16 protein-coding genes are annotated in these 18,111 nt (G+C 71.6%); 7 read left to right on the top strand and 9 right to left on the bottom strand.

Features of this window, described 5'->3' with window-relative positions; translation table 11 throughout:
• Positions 1-128: 128 nt before the first annotated feature.
• From ppk2 to AB0K14_RS14325, 3 genes are all read right to left on the bottom strand, one after another.
• A complete protein-coding gene (gene ppk2, locus AB0K14_RS14335) occupies positions 129-1,097 on the bottom strand; it encodes a polyphosphate kinase 2 (RefSeq protein ID WP_360461041.1) in 969 nt (322 codons plus the stop codon).
• A 110-nt stretch (positions 1,098-1,207) separates the two neighbouring features.
• Positions 1,208-2,350, bottom strand: coding sequence for a serine protease (locus tag AB0K14_RS14330; RefSeq protein ID WP_360461044.1), 1,143 nt, complete (start codon positions 2,348-2,350; stop codon positions 1,208-1,210).
• A 200-nt stretch (positions 2,351-2,550) separates the two neighbouring features.
• Positions 2,551-2,760, bottom strand: a complete 210-nt coding sequence (locus tag AB0K14_RS14325) for a DUF2795 domain-containing protein (protein ID WP_360461047.1) — start codon at positions 2,758-2,760, stop codon at positions 2,551-2,553.
• A 128-nt stretch (positions 2,761-2,888) separates the two neighbouring features.
• Here AB0K14_RS14325 and AB0K14_RS14320 point away from each other — a divergent pair, with 128 nt between their 5' ends.
• The gene (locus AB0K14_RS14320; RefSeq protein WP_360461050.1) at positions 2,889-4,349 is read left to right on the top strand and encodes a protein adenylyltransferase SelO; all 1,461 of its coding nucleotides are present in this window, start codon (positions 2,889-2,891) and stop codon (positions 4,347-4,349) included.
• A 180-nt stretch (positions 4,350-4,529) separates the two neighbouring features.
• Positions 4,530-5,048 carry a GNAT family N-acetyltransferase gene (locus AB0K14_RS14315; RefSeq protein WP_360461053.1) on the top strand — a complete coding sequence of 173 codons (519 nt, stop codon included), beginning with the start codon at positions 4,530-4,532 and terminating at the stop codon, positions 5,046-5,048.
• On the opposite strand, the gene AB0K14_RS14310 is transcribed toward AB0K14_RS14315, so the two are convergent.
• From AB0K14_RS14310 to AB0K14_RS14285, 6 genes are all read right to left on the bottom strand, one after another.
• Positions 4,943-5,872 (bottom strand): IS630 family transposase, encoded by a 930-nt coding sequence (locus AB0K14_RS14310; protein WP_360461056.1) that lies wholly within the window; start codon positions 5,870-5,872, stop codon positions 4,943-4,945. The genes AB0K14_RS14315 and AB0K14_RS14310 overlap by 106 nt on opposite strands.
• 3 nt (positions 5,873-5,875) lie before the next feature.
• Positions 5,876-6,139 carry a helix-turn-helix domain-containing protein gene (locus AB0K14_RS14305; protein WP_360461059.1) on the bottom strand — a complete coding sequence of 88 codons (264 nt, stop codon included), beginning with the start codon at positions 6,137-6,139 and terminating at the stop codon, positions 5,876-5,878.
• A gap of 137 nt (positions 6,140-6,276) precedes the next feature.
• Positions 6,277-7,095, bottom strand: coding sequence for a cyclase family protein (locus tag AB0K14_RS14300; RefSeq protein ID WP_360461062.1), 819 nt, complete (start codon positions 7,093-7,095; stop codon positions 6,277-6,279).
• Positions 7,096-7,154: 59 nt separating this feature from the next.
• On the bottom strand, positions 7,155-8,255 hold the full coding sequence (locus tag AB0K14_RS14295; RefSeq protein ID WP_360461065.1) for a zinc-binding dehydrogenase: 1,101 nt from the start codon (positions 8,253-8,255) through the stop codon (positions 7,155-7,157).
• Positions 8,252-8,668: a thioesterase family protein gene (locus AB0K14_RS14290; protein ID WP_360461068.1), complete on the bottom strand. Its 417-nt coding sequence runs from the start codon at positions 8,666-8,668 to the stop codon at positions 8,252-8,254. The genes AB0K14_RS14295 and AB0K14_RS14290 overlap by 4 nt, the downstream gene beginning before the upstream one ends.
• A gap of 12 nt (positions 8,669-8,680) precedes the next feature.
• On the bottom strand, positions 8,681-11,173 hold the full coding sequence (locus AB0K14_RS14285) for a helix-turn-helix transcriptional regulator (protein WP_360461071.1): 2,493 nt from the start codon (positions 11,171-11,173) through the stop codon (positions 8,681-8,683).
• Positions 11,174-11,382: 209 nt separating this feature from the next.
• On the opposite strand from AB0K14_RS14285, the gene AB0K14_RS14280 reads away from it, so the two are divergent.
• The 5 genes from AB0K14_RS14280 to ispH all read left to right on the top strand — a co-directional run bounded on the left by AB0K14_RS14280 (position 11,383) and on the right by ispH (position 17,932).
• Positions 11,383-12,207 carry an alpha/beta hydrolase gene (locus AB0K14_RS14280; protein ID WP_364338128.1) on the top strand — a complete coding sequence of 275 codons (825 nt, stop codon included), beginning with the start codon at positions 11,383-11,385 and terminating at the stop codon, positions 12,205-12,207.
• Between the two features lie 434 nt (positions 12,208-12,641).
• The gene (locus AB0K14_RS14275; RefSeq protein ID WP_360450658.1) at positions 12,642-14,048 is read left to right on the top strand and encodes a family 2B encapsulin nanocompartment shell protein; all 1,407 of its coding nucleotides are present in this window, start codon (positions 12,642-12,644) and stop codon (positions 14,046-14,048) included.
• A gap of 30 nt (positions 14,049-14,078) precedes the next feature.
• Positions 14,079-15,488 (top strand): family 2B encapsulin nanocompartment shell protein, encoded by a 1,410-nt coding sequence (locus AB0K14_RS14270; protein WP_360450655.1) that lies wholly within the window; start codon positions 14,079-14,081, stop codon positions 15,486-15,488.
• A gap of 237 nt (positions 15,489-15,725) precedes the next feature.
• Positions 15,726-16,766 carry a family 2 encapsulin nanocompartment cargo protein polyprenyl transferase gene (locus AB0K14_RS14265; protein ID WP_360450652.1) on the top strand — a complete coding sequence of 347 codons (1,041 nt, stop codon included), beginning with the start codon at positions 15,726-15,728 and terminating at the stop codon, positions 16,764-16,766.
• A 239-nt stretch (positions 16,767-17,005) separates the two neighbouring features.
• On the top strand, positions 17,006-17,932 hold the full coding sequence (gene ispH / locus AB0K14_RS14260) for a 4-hydroxy-3-methylbut-2-enyl diphosphate reductase (RefSeq protein ID WP_360450649.1): 927 nt from the start codon (positions 17,006-17,008) through the stop codon (positions 17,930-17,932).
• The last annotated feature ends 179 nt before the right edge of the window (positions 17,933-18,111 follow it).

Genomic DNA, 18,111 nt, shown 5'->3' with positions numbered 1-18,111 from the left:
CCCTGCGGCAAGGGTTCCGCGTCAGAGGCAAGGGTTCCGCGTCAGCGTTGCCGTGTCAGCACGACCCGCAACGACTCTTGACGGCCGCCTCGACAACGTCCTTCGACAGCGTCGCACGGCAACGATCCTCAGGACGGGTGCATTCCCGGCCCGTGGTCGGGATCCGGGTCGGGTGCGATGCGGGTCGGGCTGAGCGACGCTTCGTCCTCGCCCTCCTCCAGCAGCGTGGCCGCCGGGCCGACCACCCGCGGGTCCGGCACGCCCACCACCTCGGGGTCCGCGTCGGCGTAGTCCACGCGCGCCAGCACGCTGCGCATGGCCTCGATGCGGGCCCGCTTCTTGTCGTTGCTCTTCACCACGGTCCACGGCGCGGCCTCGGTGTCGGTGGCGCGGAACATGGCCACCTTCGCCTCGGTGTAGGCGTCCCACCGGTCCAGCGACTCGATGTCGTTCGGGCTGAGCTTCCACTGCCGCACCGGGTCGACCTGCCGGATCAGGAACCGCGTCCGCTGCTCCGCCCGCGACACCGAGAACCACAGCTTGACCAGCACGATCCCGTCGTCCACGAGCATCCGCTCGAACGTCGGCGCCTGCCGCATGAAGCGCTCGTACTGCTCGTCGGTGCAGTAGCCCATGACCCGCTCCACACCGGCCCGGTTGTACCAGGACCGGTCGAACATCACGATCTCACCGGCGGTCGGCAGGTGGTTGACGTAGCGCTGGAAGTACCACTCGCCCTGCTCGCGCTCGGTCGGCTTGCTCAACGCCACCACCCGCGCGCCACGCGGGTTGAGGTGCTCGGTGAACCGCTTGATCGTGCCGCCCTTGCCCGCCGCGTCACGCCCCTCGAACACGACGACCATCCGCCCGCCGGTGTCCTTGATCCAGTACTGGAGCTTCAGCAGCTCGATCTGCAGCAACCGCTTCGACAGCTCGTACTCCTCACGCGTCAGCCGCGTCGGGTACGGGTAGTTCTCCCGCCAGGTGTCGATCTCGGTGCCGTCCGGGTGCCGGAGCACGGGGTCGTCCGCGTCGTCGTAGTCCACGAGGAGGTCGTCCACGCTCAGGCCGGGGAAGAGCCGGGAAAGGTCGGGCACGCTGTCCACGGTGTCGACGTACCCACCCCACCACCGGGCAAACTCCGCCGACGGCGCGAGGCCGCGTTCGCGTTCGGACACGTGAACGCGGCCTCACGCCGACCACGCGGTTACAGCAACGTGCCGATCTGCGCCGCGACCAGGTCGATCCGGACGCCCTGGTTCGGGCAGCCGCCGTAGTGGTGCAGTCCGATCACCTTGTGCGTGCGGCGGGACAGCACCGGTGAGCCGGACGAGCCGCCCTCGGTGTCGCACCGGTAGGCGATGTCGGACTGCGACGAGCTGCCGTTCACCCGGACCGCCGAGACGACGCAGTAACCGCCGCCGTTCTGGTCGTCACGCAGCGAGAGCTTCTTGAGCTTGCCCGCCGGGTGGCCGACGACGTACATCTCCTCGCCGACCGCCGGCACCCGCGCGTCCAGCTCCAGGTAGCCGAACGACGAGAGCGACGCGAAGTTCGTGACGCTGAACAGCGTGTAGTCCAACGCCGCGCTCGTCTTGAGCACCGACGACACCAGCACCTTGGTGACCGCCGCGCTGGCGGTGCCGCCGCAGGTCGGGCACTGGTAGTTGAACCACACCTCGATGCCGGTGCCGCTGGTGAAGCAGTGGTTGTTGGTCAGCATCCGGTTGTTTGCGCCGACCCGCCACGCCGTGCACAGCGAACCGCCGTTGCGCAGCAGCTTGGCCACCGCCCTGGTGCGGCCGAACTCGGTGGGGTTGCTCGACTGGTAGCAGACGGCGTCGCGGTAGTCGTTCGTGCCGCAGATGCTCTGGGGCGCGATCTCCGCCGCCGCGGCCAGCTCGGCGTCGGTGTAGCCGCGGGTGATCTTGTCGAGCCTCACCCGGCTGGCCGGGTGCGCCGGTCCGCCGTCCCGACCGCGCAGGCTGATCACGGCCTTGTCGCCGGTGACCGACATGGCCCAGAAGCCGGTCGCGTCGAGGGTGGCCGTGCCCGACGCGGTGACGTCGGAGGTGTAGCGGTAGGTCTCGGCGCCGGTCGGGTCGGACACCGTGAGCACGTCGCCCGCGATCAGGCGCAGGCCGGTGAAATGGGTCTTCAGGTACCACGAGCCGGGGCGTTCGACGGTCGTGGACGGTGACTTGCGGCCGAGGACGGTCGACACGACCTCGTCCTCGCCCACCTTCTGGGTCTGCGGGAAGTGCTCCGGGGCAGCGGTCGCGCTTGTCGTCGCTCCTGTCAGGGGTATGACGAGCAGGGCAGCAGCGAGGAGTTGCAGGGTTCTCCGCACTGGTTCACCTCACTTCGTGAGCAGGGGTGGTGACACGTCGTGATGCTGCTCCTCTCACTCGGAAGTGTCAGCCCGCCGAACGTCGGGTAGCGTTCCGGTGAACCGCATCAGTCCACAGAGGACAGAGAACGCTCCCGTTCGGGCACGCGGAAACGCCCGGTGATCGGACGGTCCGTGATCACCGGGCGTTCGGCGTGCGGTCAGGCGTCGCGGTCCTGGTCGATCGCGACCGACTCGACCACCTGGTCGAAGGACTCGTAGCGGCGTTGCGGGATCGAGTGCAGCGCGTGCACGGTGTCCTCGTCGGCGTTGTTGCGCGACGCGTGGTCGACCAACTGACCCTTGTCCGCCGGGTACGCGACGTCACCCAGCACGGTGCGCAACCTGCCCACCGTCGTCGTGTCGCTCATCGCTCTCCCTTCACGCATCGGCGATCGCCCACCGGTTACCCGACAGCCGTGCGCCGACACCCGCCCCGCGCACCGGGAACCCGGCAGCTCGACGGAGCCGACCGCCGGGACGACGTACCGTGGACCGCGTGAGCACCGCACCGACCGTCACCCTGGGCGACCGCTTCGCCCGGGAACTCCCGGAGATGGCTCTCGCCTGGCGGGCCGAGCAGGCTCCCGCGCCGCGCCTGCTCGTGCTCAACGAGCGGCTGGCCGCGGAACTCGGGCTGGACGCCGCGTGGCTGCGTGGCGCCGAGGGCCTCCGCCTGCTCGTCGGCGAGCACGTCCCCGACGGCGCGACCCCGGTGGCGCAGGCCTACGCCGGGCACCAGTTCGGGCACTACTCCCCGCGGCTCGGCGACGGTCGCGCCCTGCTGCTCGGCGAGGTCGTCCACGCCGACGGCGAGCCGCGCGACCTGCACCTCAAGGGCTCCGGGCGCACGCCGTTCTCCCGTGGCGGCGACGGCTTGGCGGCGATCGGCCCGATGCTGCGCGAGCACGTCGTCAGCGAGGCGATGCACGCGCTCGGCATCCCGACGACCCGCTCGCTGGCCGTGGTGGCGACCGGGCGGCCGGTGCGCCGCGAGACCGTGCTGCCGGGAGCCGTGCTCGCTCGGGTCGCCCGCAGCCACCTGCGCGTGGGCAGCTTCCAGTACGCCAGGGCCACCGGCGACGTGGACCTGCTGCGCCGCCTGGCCGACCACGCCATCGCCCGCCACCACCCCCGCGCCGCGCGGGCCGAGCGCCCGTACCTCGCGCTGTTCGATGCGGTGGTCGCGGCGCAGGCCGCGCTGGTGGCGCGGTGGATGCTCGTGGGGTTCGTCCACGGCGTCATGAACACCGACAACATGACGATCTCCGGCGAAACCATCGACTACGGGCCGTGCGCGTTCATGGAGGCGTTCGACCCGGCCACCGTCTACAGCTCCATCGACCACGGCGGGCGCTACGCCTACGGCAACCAGCCGCGCGTGGCCGAGTGGAACCTCGCGCGGCTCGCCGAGGCGCTCCTCCCCCTGTTCGCCGACGACGAGGAGCAGGCGGTCGCCCTGGCGGTCGAGGCGCTCGGCACGTTCCGCGGGCGGTACGACGACGCCTGGTCGGCTGGGATGAGGGCCAAGCTCGGCCTGCCCGACCACGTCGACCAGGCGGTGACCGGGCCGCTGGTCGAGGAACTGCCGACCCTCCTCCAGGACAACCGCGTCGACCACACGTCGTTCCACCGCCGCCTGGGCGCGGCGGCCGCCGGCGACACCGGGCCCGCGCGCGAGCTGTTCCTCGACCTCGCCGCGATCGACGGCTGGCTGACCCGCTGGCGGGCCCTCGAACCGAACGCCGACGCGATGAGCCGGGTCAACCCCGTCTACATCCCCCGCAACCACCTCGTGGAGGAAGCCCTCGACGCCGCGACCGAGGGCGACCAGCGTCCGCTCGACCGCCTCCTGGACGCGGTGACCGCCCCCTACGACGAGCGCCCCGGCCTCGACCGCTACGCCGAGCCCGCCCCGAGCGGGTTCGGCGCCGCCTACCAGACCTTCTGCGGCACCTGAGGCCGGCGCGCGGGGCATCACCGGGACCGACGGCCGTCGGTGGGCGACGACCCGTCCGCGGGCTTGTGCCGTGACCAAGAACGTTCACGGTGTTGAGTAGCACGGCGCCCTGGGCTGGCGGCTGAACGGCCGCCGTGAGTTCGGTTCGGCGAGCATCTGAGCGCGGTCTACGATTCCGCGGTGGGTTCCTCGCTGACTGTTCGCTCGGCCCGGGTCGAGGACGTCGCCCAGATGGCATGTGTGCATGTTCGGTGCTGGCAGGAGACCTATCGGGGAATCATGTCGGATGCAGTCCTTGATGATCCGAGTTTCCCGGCTGTTCGAGAGCGGTTTTGGACTGCTGCTTTGACTGACGAGCGATATCGCGCGAACCGGGCGGCTGTGGCCGAACGGGAGGGCGAGTTGATCGGGATCGCGATGTCGGGTCCGCCGCTGGACGCTGCGGCGGTGTGGGCGAGGCAGCTGTATGTGCTCTATGTGTATACAGCTCACCACGGCACTGGTGCTGGGCGAGCGTTGTTGCAGGCCGTGATCGACCCCGCGGAGTCCGCGGCGCTGTGGGTCGCCGATCCGAATCCTCGCGCGCAGGCGTTTTACCGCAAGCATGGCTTCGTTGCCGACGGGACGGCCCAGGTCGAGGACGGCGTGCGGGAGATTCGCATGGTTCGCGACGTGCGGGCGCCTTCGACGGCACCGTGACCATGAGTGTTTGAGGTGTTGTGGTCAGGCTGCTCGGGTGCGGGTTGGCCCCAGCGTCGTTGTCGTTCGCCGCGGATGCGGGCGCGTTCGCGGCGTTGGGCGGCCAGGACGTCGGGGTGGCGGGCGTTGGCGTTGCGCCAGCGTAGGTATCGATGCAGGTGGCGGATCAGCGCAGGATGATTCGGGTGGTTCGAGCCGGCGATCACGAAGGTGCGCGGCGGCCCGAACTGGGCTTCGATCGGATTGGCCCAGGAGGCGTAGGTCGGGGTGAAACACAGCTCGACCTTGCTACAGGCCGCCCACGGGCGGATCTTCTTGCCTTTGTGCGCGGACAGGTTGTCCAGGATGACGTAGATGGGTGCGCCGTCCGGCCGCTCTCGGCGGATCGACTTGAGCGCCGCGAGGGTGTTCGCGGCGCTTTTGCGGCGGTGCACGACGCCCCAGAGCTGGTCGTCGCCGACGCTGTAGCAGCCGTGGAACTGCCGGACGCCATGCAGCTTGTGATAGTTCGCGGGCAGCCGATGCGGGTGTCCTTTGGGTGCCCAGCCGGTGCCGGCCTGCGGGCGGATGACGAGGGGACCGAACTCGTCGAACGCGAATACCCGCTGCGGGAAGTTGCTGGTGATGTAGTCGATGCGGGCGAGTTTGGCGTCGCGTTGCGGGTCGGTGGATTCCTTCCAGGTCTTGGTCCGCTGGAAGGTGATCCCGTGCTTGATCAGCAGTTGCCGCAGCCGTTCCCGCCCGATCTCGATCGGATGGGCGGCCTGCGTGGTGAGGTAGTCGGCGAGCTTACGGATGCACCACCGGGTGAACGGCCGCCCCAACGCTTAAGGGCGGGTGTTGGCCGTCGCGACGACGAACTGCTCGTCGTCAGGACTGATCAGGCGGGGACGGCCACCCGCCCACCGAGGGTCCAGGCTGGCCATGCCCATCTCGTTGAACCGGTGGATGACCTGCCGGACCGTGTCCTCGTCGGCCTGCACGAGCCGGGCGATCGCCGGCACGGTGTTCCCGCCGGCCGAGGCGAGCACCACCATCGCCCGCCGTAATCGGATCGGTGAACCGGTACCCCGGCGAGTAATTCGCAGCAACTGCTGACCTTCCTGATCACTCAGCCGCCGTACACGTACAGGATCTGCCACCACCACAGCCTGAACGCCACGACGCCGCCCGGCCGTCAGCCCGGGCGGCGTGTCAGCCAACACCGTGAACGTTCTTGGTCACGGCACTAGCGCGTCACCTTCGGCACGAAGGCGTAGATGCTGGCCGGCGAGCCGGAGCCACGTCGGTTGACCGTGCCGCCGACCAGGACGTGCGCGCCGGTCGGCGGCAGCGCGGCCAGGTTCGCCAGGATCTCCAGGCTGATCCGGTGCTCCCGGTAGAGCAGCTTGGACACCTGGTAGTCGACGTCCAGGGCCGACTCGGGGCTGAACGTGTCCGTGCCCAGCGCACCCCGGCGGCCGAGGCGGCCGGTGTCCACCAGCCACCGCACGGCCGCCAGCGAGAACCCGGGCTGGTGCATCTGCCCGTCGGCGTCGAAGTTGAAGAACGCCGGGGTGCCCCAGCGCTCCTCCCACCCGGTCCACAGCACGACCGCGGCCTCGTTCGGGATGCGGCCGTGCCGCCTCTCCCACCGCTGCAGGTCGGCGACGCTCACCTCGTAGTCGGCGTCGCGCGCGGCCTGCTCCCGCACGTCGATCCGGACGGCGGGCAGGAACAGGTCCTCGGCGTCGAGCTCGTCGGCGTGCGGCTGGTCGTCGTTGAAGTGCGCGGGCGCGCCCCAATGCGTGCCGGTGTGCTCCCCCTGCTGCACGTACTGCAGGTAGAACCCGTGCTCCGGCACCGTGGTCACGGTCGTCAGGGTGAACGCCGGGTCGCCCGGGTAGACGTTGGTCCGGTCCGGGTCGTTCACGTGCGCCAGGTTGACCAGCCGGTAGTCGGCCAGGCTCAGCGCACCCGTCCGTCCCGAGGCCCCCGCCGACCCACCGCCCGCGATCATGCCGCCCACCGCTGTCGCCACACCCGCGAGCATCGACCGTCTGCGCACCGCCGACCACTCCTCTGCCTAGCCGTCACCCGATCCGGGCAACCGTACCGGCTGGGTGATCACAAGACGACGACCTGCCGGACGGCTTCTCCGGACGCCAAACGGGCGAACCCGGTGTTGATCTCGTCCAGCGCGAGCCGTCCGGACAGCAGTTCCTGGACGGGCAGCAGACCGGCCCGGTACAGGTCGACGAACCGGGGCACGTCCCGCCGCGGCACGCAGGAGCCGAGGTAGCTGCCCTTCAACGTCCGCTCCTCGGCGACCAGGCTCAACGCGGGCAGCGAGACGGTGCGGTCGGGGTGCGGCAGGCCCACCGTCACCGTGGTGCCGCCGGCGCCGGTGGCCAGGTACGCCTGCTCCAGCACGGCCGCCACACCGGTGGTGTCGATGACCTTGTCCGCGCCGCCGCCCGTCAACGAGCGCACTTCCTCCACCGCGTCCGGACCACCGGCCACGTCGTGGGTCGCGCCGAGCTTGCGGGCGAGCTCGCGCTTGTGCGCCACCACGTCCACCGCGACGATCTGCGTCGCGCCCGCCGCCCGTGCGGCGAGCAGCGCGGCCAGCCCCACGCCACCGAGCCCGAACACCGCGACCCGGTCGCCCGGCGTGACGGCCGCGCTGTAGAACGCGGCACCCGCGCCGGTGAGCACCGCGCAGCCGAACAGGGCGGCGATCTCGAACGGCAGGTCGGCGGGCACGCGGGTGGCCGACTTCTCCGACACCACGGCGTACTCGGCGAACCCGGACACCCCCAGGTGGTGGTGCGCGTGCGTGCCGTCGGGCAGCCTCAGCCGCCGCGCTCCGCCGAGCAGCGTGCCCTCCCGGTTGGCCGCCGCACCCGGTTCGCACAGCGCCTGCCGCCCGGACACGCACCGGCGGCACGACCCGCACGCGGGCACGAACGACAGCACCACCCGGTCGCCGACGGCGAAGTCCGACGCGCCCGGCCCGGTCTCGACCACCTCGCCCGCGGCCTCGTGGCCGAGCAGCATCGGCAGCGGCCGCAGCCGGGAGCCGTCGATCACCGACAGGTCGGAGTGGCACAACCCGGTGGCGTGCACCTTCACCAGCACCTCGCCCGCGCCCGGCGGATCCAGGTCGAGGTCGAGCACCTCCAGCGGACCGCCCACCGCGGTCAGCACCGCGCCCCTGGTCCTCACGCCACCACCAGCCCTTCCATCGCGGCGCGCACACCGGCCGGGATGGCCACCGGCTTGCGGGTCCCGCGGTCGGTGAACACGTGCACGAAGTGCCCTTCGGCGACCACCTCGTCCCGCCCCTCGGGGTAGAAGCCGACCTCGTAGCGGACGCTGGAGCGGCCGAGGTGGCCGATCCGCAGACCCGCGTCGACCGCCTCGGGGAACGCGATGGACGCGCGGTAGTTGCAGTGGGACTCCACGCACAGGCCGATGGCCTGGCCGTGGTGGATGTCCAACCCGCCCTCGGTGATCAACCACGTGTTGATCACGGTGTCCATGAAGGCGTAGTGCACGACGTTGTTCACGTGCCCGTACACGTCGTTGTCGTGCCACCGGGTCGGTATCCGCTGCCAGTGCCGGTAGTCCTGTCGCACCAATCCTCCTGATCAGTCGAGCATCCGGGTCAGCTCGACCCGGGACCGCACCTCGAGCCTGGCGAAGATGTTGCGCAGGTGGTGCTCGACGGTGCGGTGGCTCAGGAACAGCCGGGCGGCGACCTCCCGGTTGGTGGCGCCCTCGGCGACCAGGCGGGCGATCTGCGCCTGCTGCGGGGTCAGGCCCGCGGCCGGGTCGACGTCGGAGCGGCCCGCGGCGCGGTTGGCGGCGCGGTCGGCGGTCCGGTCGGCCTGGGTCGGCCCGACCGCCTCGCCCGCCGCGCGCAGCTCGGCGCGGGCGCGGACGACCCAGCGGTCGGCGTCGTAGCGCTGGAAGATCTTCACCGCGTCGCGCAGCAGGTCGCGCGCGACCCGCGGCTTGCGGTCGCGCCGCAGCCGGTGGCCGTAGAACAGCTCGGTCTTGGCCAGTTCCATGGCGGTGCCGCTGGCCCGGTGCAGCCTGATCGCCTCGCGGAAGTGCTCGTCGGCGCGCGGGCCCTCGGCGAGCAGGCCGCGGCAGCGGTGCGACAGCGCCAGCCGCGCCGCGCTGCCCGTGGTGCCCGCCCACTTCTCGTACCGGCGCAGCGCCCGGTCACCGGTGGACGGCCGACCGCAGCCGACGGCGGCCTCCACCACGTGCGGCGCGGCCATCACCTTGATGCCGGTGTGCACGCCGCCCGACCCGGCGGCCATCAGCCGCAGCCGGTCCAGCGCGTCGGCCGGGCGGTCCAGCACGAGGTCGACGCAGGCGAACGCCCACGCGCCGAACGTGCCGGAGCGGCCGAGCCCGCGTTCGGCGATCTGCTCGGCGGCGGCGTCGATGCGGTGCACCGCGGTCTCCGTGTCGCCGCGCAGGGCGGCGACCAGGGCGAGGATCGTCAGGTGGTCGACCACGGCGTTGTGCTGGCCGACGGCGGTGGCCGCGTGCACGCCCTCGAACGCGGCCGACAACGCCGCCGAGTGCTGGTCCAGCAGCAACGCCGACAACGCGCGGTAGACCAGCGCCCACGGCACCAGGGCGGTCAGCCCGTGCTCGTGCGCCGCCGTGACCGCGCTGGTGGCGAGCTCGTGCGCCCTGGACGCGTCGCCGAGGGTGTAGGCGGCCTGGCCGCCCCAGATCTTGGCCTGCGGGTGCGGCACCCGTTCGGCCAGCTCGATCACCGAGCGCAGCACGGGCAGGGCCTCCTCGTGCCGCCCGGCGAACGTGGCCGCCATGCCCGCGAGGTGGTCCAGGGTGATCCGCGTGTCGTCCGGCTCGTCGGGTCGGCGCAGGCTCGCCGCGAACGCGGCGGTCTCGGCGTACCGGGCGTGGTCGCCCGCGATGCTGGCCGCCTCGCCCGCGAAGCCGAGCGCGGTGATGGCCAGCGAGCGGTGGGTGCCGACGAGCTCGCCCGCCGCGTGCAGCAGCCGGCGCACCGCGACGTCGGGCAGGCCGTTGCCCAGGTCGATGCCGCCGCGCAGCAGCTCGGTGCGGGCCCGCAGCTCGCCGCTGTCGGTCAGCCGGGCGGCGGTGCGCAGTGCGACGCGGGCCCGGCGGGGCGCACCGGACGCCCAGTGGTCGGTGGCGGCGGCGACCAGGTGGCGCGCCCTGGCGTCCGGGTCGGTGGTGAGCGCGGCGGCGCGGTCGTGGTCCCGGGCCGCGGCCGGGTAGTCGCCGCAGCGGCGGGACCGGCTCGCGGCGTCGACCAGGCGTTCGGCGAACGCGTCGCGCCCGCCGGGCGCGCGGGCGGCCTCGTGCCAGGTGCGGCGCGGGCCGGGTGGCAGGTGCTCGGCCAGGGCGGCGTGCGCGGCGTAGCGCAGGGCCAGCGGGATCTCGGTGCGCAGCGTGGACCGGACCAGGGGGCCGCCGTCGAGGAGGGCGGCGGCCTCCTCCACCGCGGCCAGGTCGAGGTCGGGCAGCCGGGCCAGGGCGTCGGCGTCGACCTCGTCGTCCACCACGCTCAGCGCCGCCGCGTGCCTCGCCTGCGGGGACAGGGCGTGGAAGCGGGCGCTGAACCTGGCCCGCAGCGAGCTGTCCTCGGGCAGCGCGTCCGGCGCGGGCGCGGTGCCGCCGAGCTGCTCGGAGGTCAGCGCGCGGGCCAGCTCGGTGAGCGCGAGCGGGTTGCCCCTGGCCAGGTCGGCGACGTCGTCGGCCAGCCCCGGCGCGAGGCCGGGGCGCAGGTCGCGCAGCACGCGCAGGCTGTCGCCGTGGTCGAGCGGGTCCAGCCGCACCCACGGCAGGCCCAGCGGTCCGCCCTCCGTGGCGACCAGCAGGGCCACCGGCTCGTCGGCGGCGTTCGCGGCGAGCTCCACCAGCCAGTCGGTGTCCTCCAGGAGGTGCGCGTCGTCGACGCACAGGAGCACTTCGCGGTCGGTCGGGGCGGCCGCCTGCCGTGCGGCGGCGAGCATCGCGGTCTTGCCCGACCCCGGGCCGCCCCGCAGCACCAGCGCCCCGCCGTGACCGGCGCGGGCGCGGGCGAGCAACGCGTCGACGGCGACGCGCTGCCGGTCACGTCCGCGCAGCATGCGGCCAGTCTGTCCGGAGGTCCACGGCGAGCGGAAGGGCTCGGGGAAAAATTATCTACCAGCGTTAGTTTTCGGCCCCGGACCGGTGGTTGCACCGATGCGGAGCGCTCACCCGGTGGCGCAGGGTCATCGCTGTCCGTAGTTCCCTGCCAAGCGAGGTGTACACCGACGTGCAACTCCGCAAACTGATCCCCGCGCTGATCCCGGCGCTGGCCCTGTCCCTGGTCGGCGTGACGCCGGCGAACGCCGAAGTCGAGTACCGGCGCGGTCCCGCGCCGACCAACTCCAGCATCGAGGCGTCCCGCGGCCCGTTCGCCACGGCCACCACCACGGTGTCCTCCTTGTCGGTCTCCGGTTTCGGCGGCGGCACGATCTACTACCCGACCAGCACGGCCGAGGGCACGTTCGGCGCCATCGCCGTGTCCCCCGGCTACACCGCGAGCCAGTCCACGATGTCGTGGCTCGGCCCGCGGATCGCGTCGCAGGGGTTCGTGGTGTTCACCATCGACACCAACAGCCGCTACGACCAGCCCGACAGCCGGGCGAGCCAGCTGCTGGCCGCGCTGGACTACCTGACCGGGAGCAGCTCGGTGCGCAGCCGGATCGACGCGAGCCGCCTGGGCGTCATGGGGCACTCGATGGGCGGCGGCGGCACCCTGCGCGCCGCCGAGCGGCGCCCCGCCCTGCAGGCGGCGATCCCGCTGACCGCGTGGCACACCGACAAGAGCTGGGGCGGCGTCTCGGTGCCGACCCTCGTCGTCGGCGCCGAGGACGACTCGGTGGCGTCCGTGTCGTCGCACTCCATCCCGTTCTACACCTCGCTGCCGTCCACCCTGGACAAGGCGTACCTGGAGCTGAACGGCGCCAGCCACTTCGCGCCCAACAGCTCCAACACGACGATCGCGAAGTACAGCATCGCGTGGCTCAAGCGGTTCATCGACAACGACACCCGCTACGAGCAGTTCCTGTGCCCCTCGCCCCCCGACAGCTCGCTGATCTCCGACTACCGGGACACCTGCCCGCACTCGGTCTGAGCGACGGGTCGGCAGACCCGGGCGTGGCGTCGCGGTCGACCGCGGCGCCACGCCCGTTCCACATCCGTTGACGCGGTGTCGGCTCCACGCCGGCACCGCGCGTGTCGTCGTACCCACGTGCGAGTGAATTTTGGCCCGCAAACCTGCGGAATGACCACCCAGGGATTGGTCGCGCAGGCGTCAACGGCACTTTCCAGTGAAATCCGTTACGATCATTGAGCTAGTGATTCCCGGTCGGGCAGAATAAACCCTCCACCGCACTGGAAGATCACCCGTTAATTACTTGCGGGGTGGACAACGTCCACGGTGAGTACGCACAAGAGGGCTGATTGACCCTCAGGGGGGTCGTCACATCGGCCGCTTCCCGTGGCCCGTTCAGGCTCACTACCGTCAACCCGGACCAATGTACGAATTCCGATTGGCGGTGTGACGCGGTGACTGTGACCGATTCGGACTTGGACACCGAACGACCTCGACTCAGCCTCGGCACGGCGGCGGCGCGGAATCTGGCGACGACGACCAAGTCGGTTCCCCAGATGCAGGGCATCACCTCGCGGTGGCTGCTCAAGCTCCTGCCCTGGGTGGAGGCGAAGGGCGGTGCCTTCCGGGTCAACCGCAGGCTCAGCTACTCCGTCGGCGACGGGCGGCTGACGTTCACCAACATCGGCGCCGACGTCCGGGTGATCCCGCAGGAACTGAGTGAACTGGCGCTGCTGCGCGGTTTCGACGACGTCGAGGCGCTGGCCGCGCTGGCCGACCGGTTCGAGCAGCGCGAGTACGAGCCGGGCGCGGTCATCGTGCAGGTCGACCAGCCGCAGGACGCGGTCTACCTCATCGCGCACGGCAAGGTGAACATGATCGGCCAGGGCGAGTACGGCGACCAGACCGTGCTCGGCACGCTCGCCGACGGCGAGCACTTCGGCGGCCAGGTGCTCGCCGGACCCCAGGGCGAGTGGGACCGCACGTACAAGGCCGTCACGCCGGTCATCGCCCTGGTGCTGCCGTGGGACGTGTTCGAGCGGCTCAACGGCGAGGCGGGCGGGCTGCGCGCGCACATCCAGCGGATGTTCGCGGCCGGTGAGGGCCGGTCCAACGCCTACGGCGAGGCCGAGATCGACATCGCCTCGGGCCACGACGGCGAACCCGACCTGCCCGGCACGTACGTCGACTACGAGGTCGCGCCGCGCGAGCTGGAGCTCAGCGTCGCGCAGACCGTGCTGCGGGTGCACAGCCGCGTCGCCGACCTCTACAACCACCCGATGGACCAGGTCGAGCAGCAGTTGCGGCTGACCATCGAGGCGCTGCGCGAGCGCCAGGAGCACGAGATGGTCAACAACCGCGACTTCGGGCTGCTCAACAGCGCGGACCTCAAGCAGCGCATCCACACCCGCAGCGGCCCGCCGACCCCGGACGACATGGACGACCTGCTGGCCACGGTCTGGAAGGAACCGACCGCGTTCCTCGCCCACCCGCGGGTCATCGCGGCGTTCGGCAACGAGTGCACCAAGCGGGGGATCTACCCGTCGACCATCGACCTCAACGGCCACCACGTGCCCGCGTGGCGCGGTGTGCCCGTGCTGCCGTGCAACAAGATCCCGCTCACCAAGACCCGCACCAGCTCGATCATGCTGCTGCGCGCCGGCGAGCACAACCAGGGCGTCATCGGCCTGCACCAGACCGGCCTGCCCGACGAGTACCAGCCCGGTCTGAACGTGCGGTTCATGGGCATCAACGAGAAGGCGATCATCTCCTACCTCGTCAGCGCCTACTACTCCACCGCGATCCTCGTGCCGGACGCGATCGGCGTGCTGGAACACGTGGAACTCGGCCGCGAAGACTGACGATCCCCCTGACCAGATTGGGCAGCTGACGTGACCGTGACAGACCCCGGCCTCGCACCCGAAGAGGCCGAGCAGCAGCGGCAGAGCCTGAGCACCGCGAGCGCGCGGAACCTGGCGAGCACCACCAAGTCCACCCCCCAGATGCAGGGCATCTCACCACGGTGGCTGCTGCGGAAGCTGCCTTGGGTGGCCACCCAGGCAGGCACGTACCGGGTCAACCGCCGCCTCACCTACGCCGTCGGCGACGGGCGGGTGAGCTTCACCAACACCGGTGCCGACATCCGGGTCATCCCGCAGGAGCTGCGCGAGCTGCCGGTGCTGCGCGACTTCCCGGACGACGACGTCCTGATCGCGCTGGCGGACCGGTGCCGGCAGCGCGAGTTCCAGCCCGGCCAGCTCCTGGTGACCTCGGGTGATCGGGCCGACGAGGTCGTCCTGGTCGCGCACGGCAAGGTGAGCAAGATCGGGCGCGGCCAGTACGGCGACCAGACCGTGCTCGGCACGCTGGCCGACGGCGACCACTTCGGTGACGAGGTGCTGTACGGCGACGAGTTGACCTGGGACTACACCGTCAAGGCGATCACGCCGGTCACCGTCCTGGTGCTGTCGTGGCAGTCGGTGCAAGGGCTCGGGGACCGGGCGGACGCGCTGCGGGCGCACATCGAGGCGTTCGCGCACAGCGCGGGCAAGCCGCAGAACAAGCACGGCGAGGCGGCGATCGAGATCGCCTCCGGCCACGAGGGCGAGCCGGACCTGCCGGCGACGTACGTGGACTACGAGCTGGCGCCGCGCGAGTACGAGCTGGAAGTGGCGCAGACCGTGCTGCGGGTGCACACCCGCGTCGCCGACCTCTACAACCACCCGATGAACCAGACCGAGCAGCAGTTGCGGCTGACCATCGAGGCCCTGCGCGAGCGGCAGGAGCACGAGATCCTCAACAACCGCCGGATCGGGCTGCTGCACAACGCGGACCTCAAGCAGCGCATCCACACCCGGGGCGGCCCGCCCACCCCGGACGACCTGGACGAGCTGGTGTCCCGGCGGCGCAAGACGGCGTTCATGCTGGCCCACCCGCGCACGATCGCCGCGTTCGGCCGGGAGGCCAGCAAGCGCGGCGTGTACCCGGGGACGGCGGACGTGGACGGCACGAAGGTCGTCACCTGGCGGGGTGTGCCGCTGCTGCCGTCGGACAAGATCCCGATCTCGCCGCAGAACACCACCTCGATCCTGGCCATGCGGATCGGCGAGGACGACAGCGGCGTGATCGGCCTGCACCAGCCGGGCATCCCGGACGAGGTGCAGCCCAGCCTGAACGCCCGGTTCATGGGGATCGACGAGAAGGCCATCGTGTCCTACCTCGTCAGCGCCTACTTCTCGGTGGCGGTGCTGGTGCCGGACGCGCTCGGCATCCTCGAACACGTGGAGATCGGTCGGTCCTGACCACACCGGAGTCGACGGCAGCCGGGCCACCACGCCCGGCTGCCGCTCCTCCCCTGGCGCTCCTCCCCTGGCGCTCCCCCGCCGCTCTCCCGTGCCCGTCCCCTCTACCGTTCTCCCGAGCCCGTTCCCTTCTGCGCGTCTCCTACTGCGCTTTCTCCCTGCCCTTCCTCCCGCGCCCGTGCGGCCGGCGCCGATCCTCCGGAGGCGGGCGCTTCCCCCCGAACAGGAGCTGTGGCGATGACCGACCTGGACGTGAGCCTCGATCACCGGTCCGCGCGCGAGGTGTTGAACTGGAGCCGTGCCGGGGTCGACCCGGCGTTGCGGACCGCGGTCGACCGGTTGCCCGACTCCATGCGGACGATCACGGGCTACCACTTCGGTTGGTGGGACGAGCACGGCAGGCCGACGGGCGCGGACGCGGGCAAGGCGATCCGGCCCGCGCTGGCGCTGCTGGGCGCGCAGGCGGTGGGCGGCGCGGTGGACGCGGCGCTGCCGGCCGCGGTGGCGGTGGAGCTGGCGCACAACTTCTCGTTGCTGCACGACGACGTCATGGACGGCGACACGACCCGGCGACACCGGCCGACGGCGTGGCACGTGTTCGGCGTGAACCCGGCGGTCCTGGCCGGTGACGCGCTGCTGACGCTGGCGACGGACGTGCTGGCCGGCAGTGGCCACCCGCAGGCGCAGCAGGCGATCCGGGTGCTGTCGGGCGCGGTGCAGCGGTTGCTGGACGGGCAGAGCGCGGACCTGGCCTTCGAGGAGCGCGCCGACGTGCGGTTGGCGGAGTGCGTGCGGATGGCCGAGTGCAAGACCGGTGCGCTGCTGGGCGCGTCGTGCGCGCTGGGCGCGTTGTTCGGCGACGGTCGGCCGGAGCAGGTGGAGCACCTGCGGTCGTTCGGCGAGCGGGTCGGCTTGGCGTTCCAGTTCGTGGACGACCTGCTCGGCATCTGGGGCGACCCGGAGGTGACGGGCAAACCGGTGTACTCGGATCTGCAGAACCGCAAGAAGTCCCTGCCGGTGGTGGCCGCGCTGACCTCGGACACACCCGCCGGCCGTGAACTGCACCCGCTCTACCACGCCGAGCACCAGCTCACCCCGGCCGAACTGGCGCGTGCGGCGGAGCTGATCGAGGAATCGGGCGCCCGCGCCTGGGCACAGGGCCGCGCCGACGACCTCCTCGTCCGCGCTCGTGAGCACCTGCGTGCCGCCGGACCAGCCGAGCGCGCCGCCCAGGAACTGGAAGCCGTCGCCCGCCTGGCCACTCGCCGTGACCACTGAGGTCCGCACGACCCCAAACAGCTTCTGACCTGGGGTTCCTCTGCGGACAGGAACCACGAACGAGTGAAGATAAAAATAGGAGCAACGAAAACGCCGTTATCGCCCCGGTGAAACGTCGGTTGAAACAACGAGGCCGGCAACCAACCCCTGCCCCGCCACCCACCCTCCACACCCTCCGCACCCTCCGAATCCCGACAGCCGGCCTGACGAGACACCCAGATCCGACGAGGAGCCGCGCCGTGGCCTTACCCGTAGTGCTGTTGGCTTCGCCCCGGTCGTTCTGCGCCGGGGTCGAACGCGCCATCGAGATCGTCGACCGCCTCCTGGACCAGCGCGGTGGACCGGTCCACGTGCGCAAGCAGATCGTGCACAACACCCATGTCGTGGCCGAGCTGGAGGCACGTGGCGCGGTGTTCGTCGACGAGCTGGACGCGGTGCCGGACGGCGCGGTCGTGGTGTTCTCCGCGCACGGGGTGTCGCCCGCGGTGCGGGAGGAGGCCGCGCGGCGGGGGCTGGAGGTGGTCGACGCGTCCTGCCCGCTGGTGACGAAGGTGCACGCGGAGGCGAAGCGGTACGCGGCGCGTGGCGACACGGTGGTGCTGATCGGGCACGCCGGGCACGAGGAGGTCGAGGGCACGCTCGGCGAGGCGCCCGAGCAGATGGTGCTGGTGGAGACCATCGCGGACGTGGCGGCGCTGGAGGTGCCGGACCCGACCAGGGTCTCCTACCTGACCCAGACGACGCTCGCCGTAGACGAGACGGCGGAGGTGCTGGCCGCGTTGCGGGAGAAGTTCCCGGCGTTGCGGGGGCCGTCGGCGGCGGACATCTGCTACGCCACCACGAACCGGCAGGACGCGGTGCGCGAGATCGCGCAGGAAGCCGACCTGGTGCTGGTGGTCGGTTCGGAGAACTCCTCGAACTCGGTGCGGCTGGTGGAGACCGCCCGCCGGACGGGCACGCGCGCGCACCTGGTCGACGACGCGTCCGACATCCGGGCGGAGTGGCTGGACGGCGCGCGGGTGGTCGGGGTGAGCGCGGGCGCGTCGGCGCCGCCGCGGCTGGTGGACGAGGTGGTCGAGGCGCTGGGCGCGTGGGACGTCCAGGTGCGCGAGACGGCCCGGGAGACGATCCAGTTCACCCTGCCGACCGCGATCCGGCCCCGGTGACGTCGCCGCCCGACCGGTCGCCGCCCGACCGGTCGCCGCCCGACCGGTCGCCGCCCGACCGGTCGCCGCCCGACGGGTCGCTGCGCGACCGATCCACGGTCACCGCCTGATCAGTCCACGGTCGCCGCCCGACCGGTCCTCAGTGGACCGATCGGGCGGCGGACACCGGGAGCGGCGCG

Source organism: Actinosynnema sp. NPDC050801 (assembly GCF_040673975.1).
Classification (GTDB): Bacteria; Actinomycetota; Actinomycetes; order Mycobacteriales; family Pseudonocardiaceae; genus Actinosynnema.
Note: the sequence above shows the minus strand (reverse complement) of the source record. Positions and strands in the feature narration are given on the sequence as shown.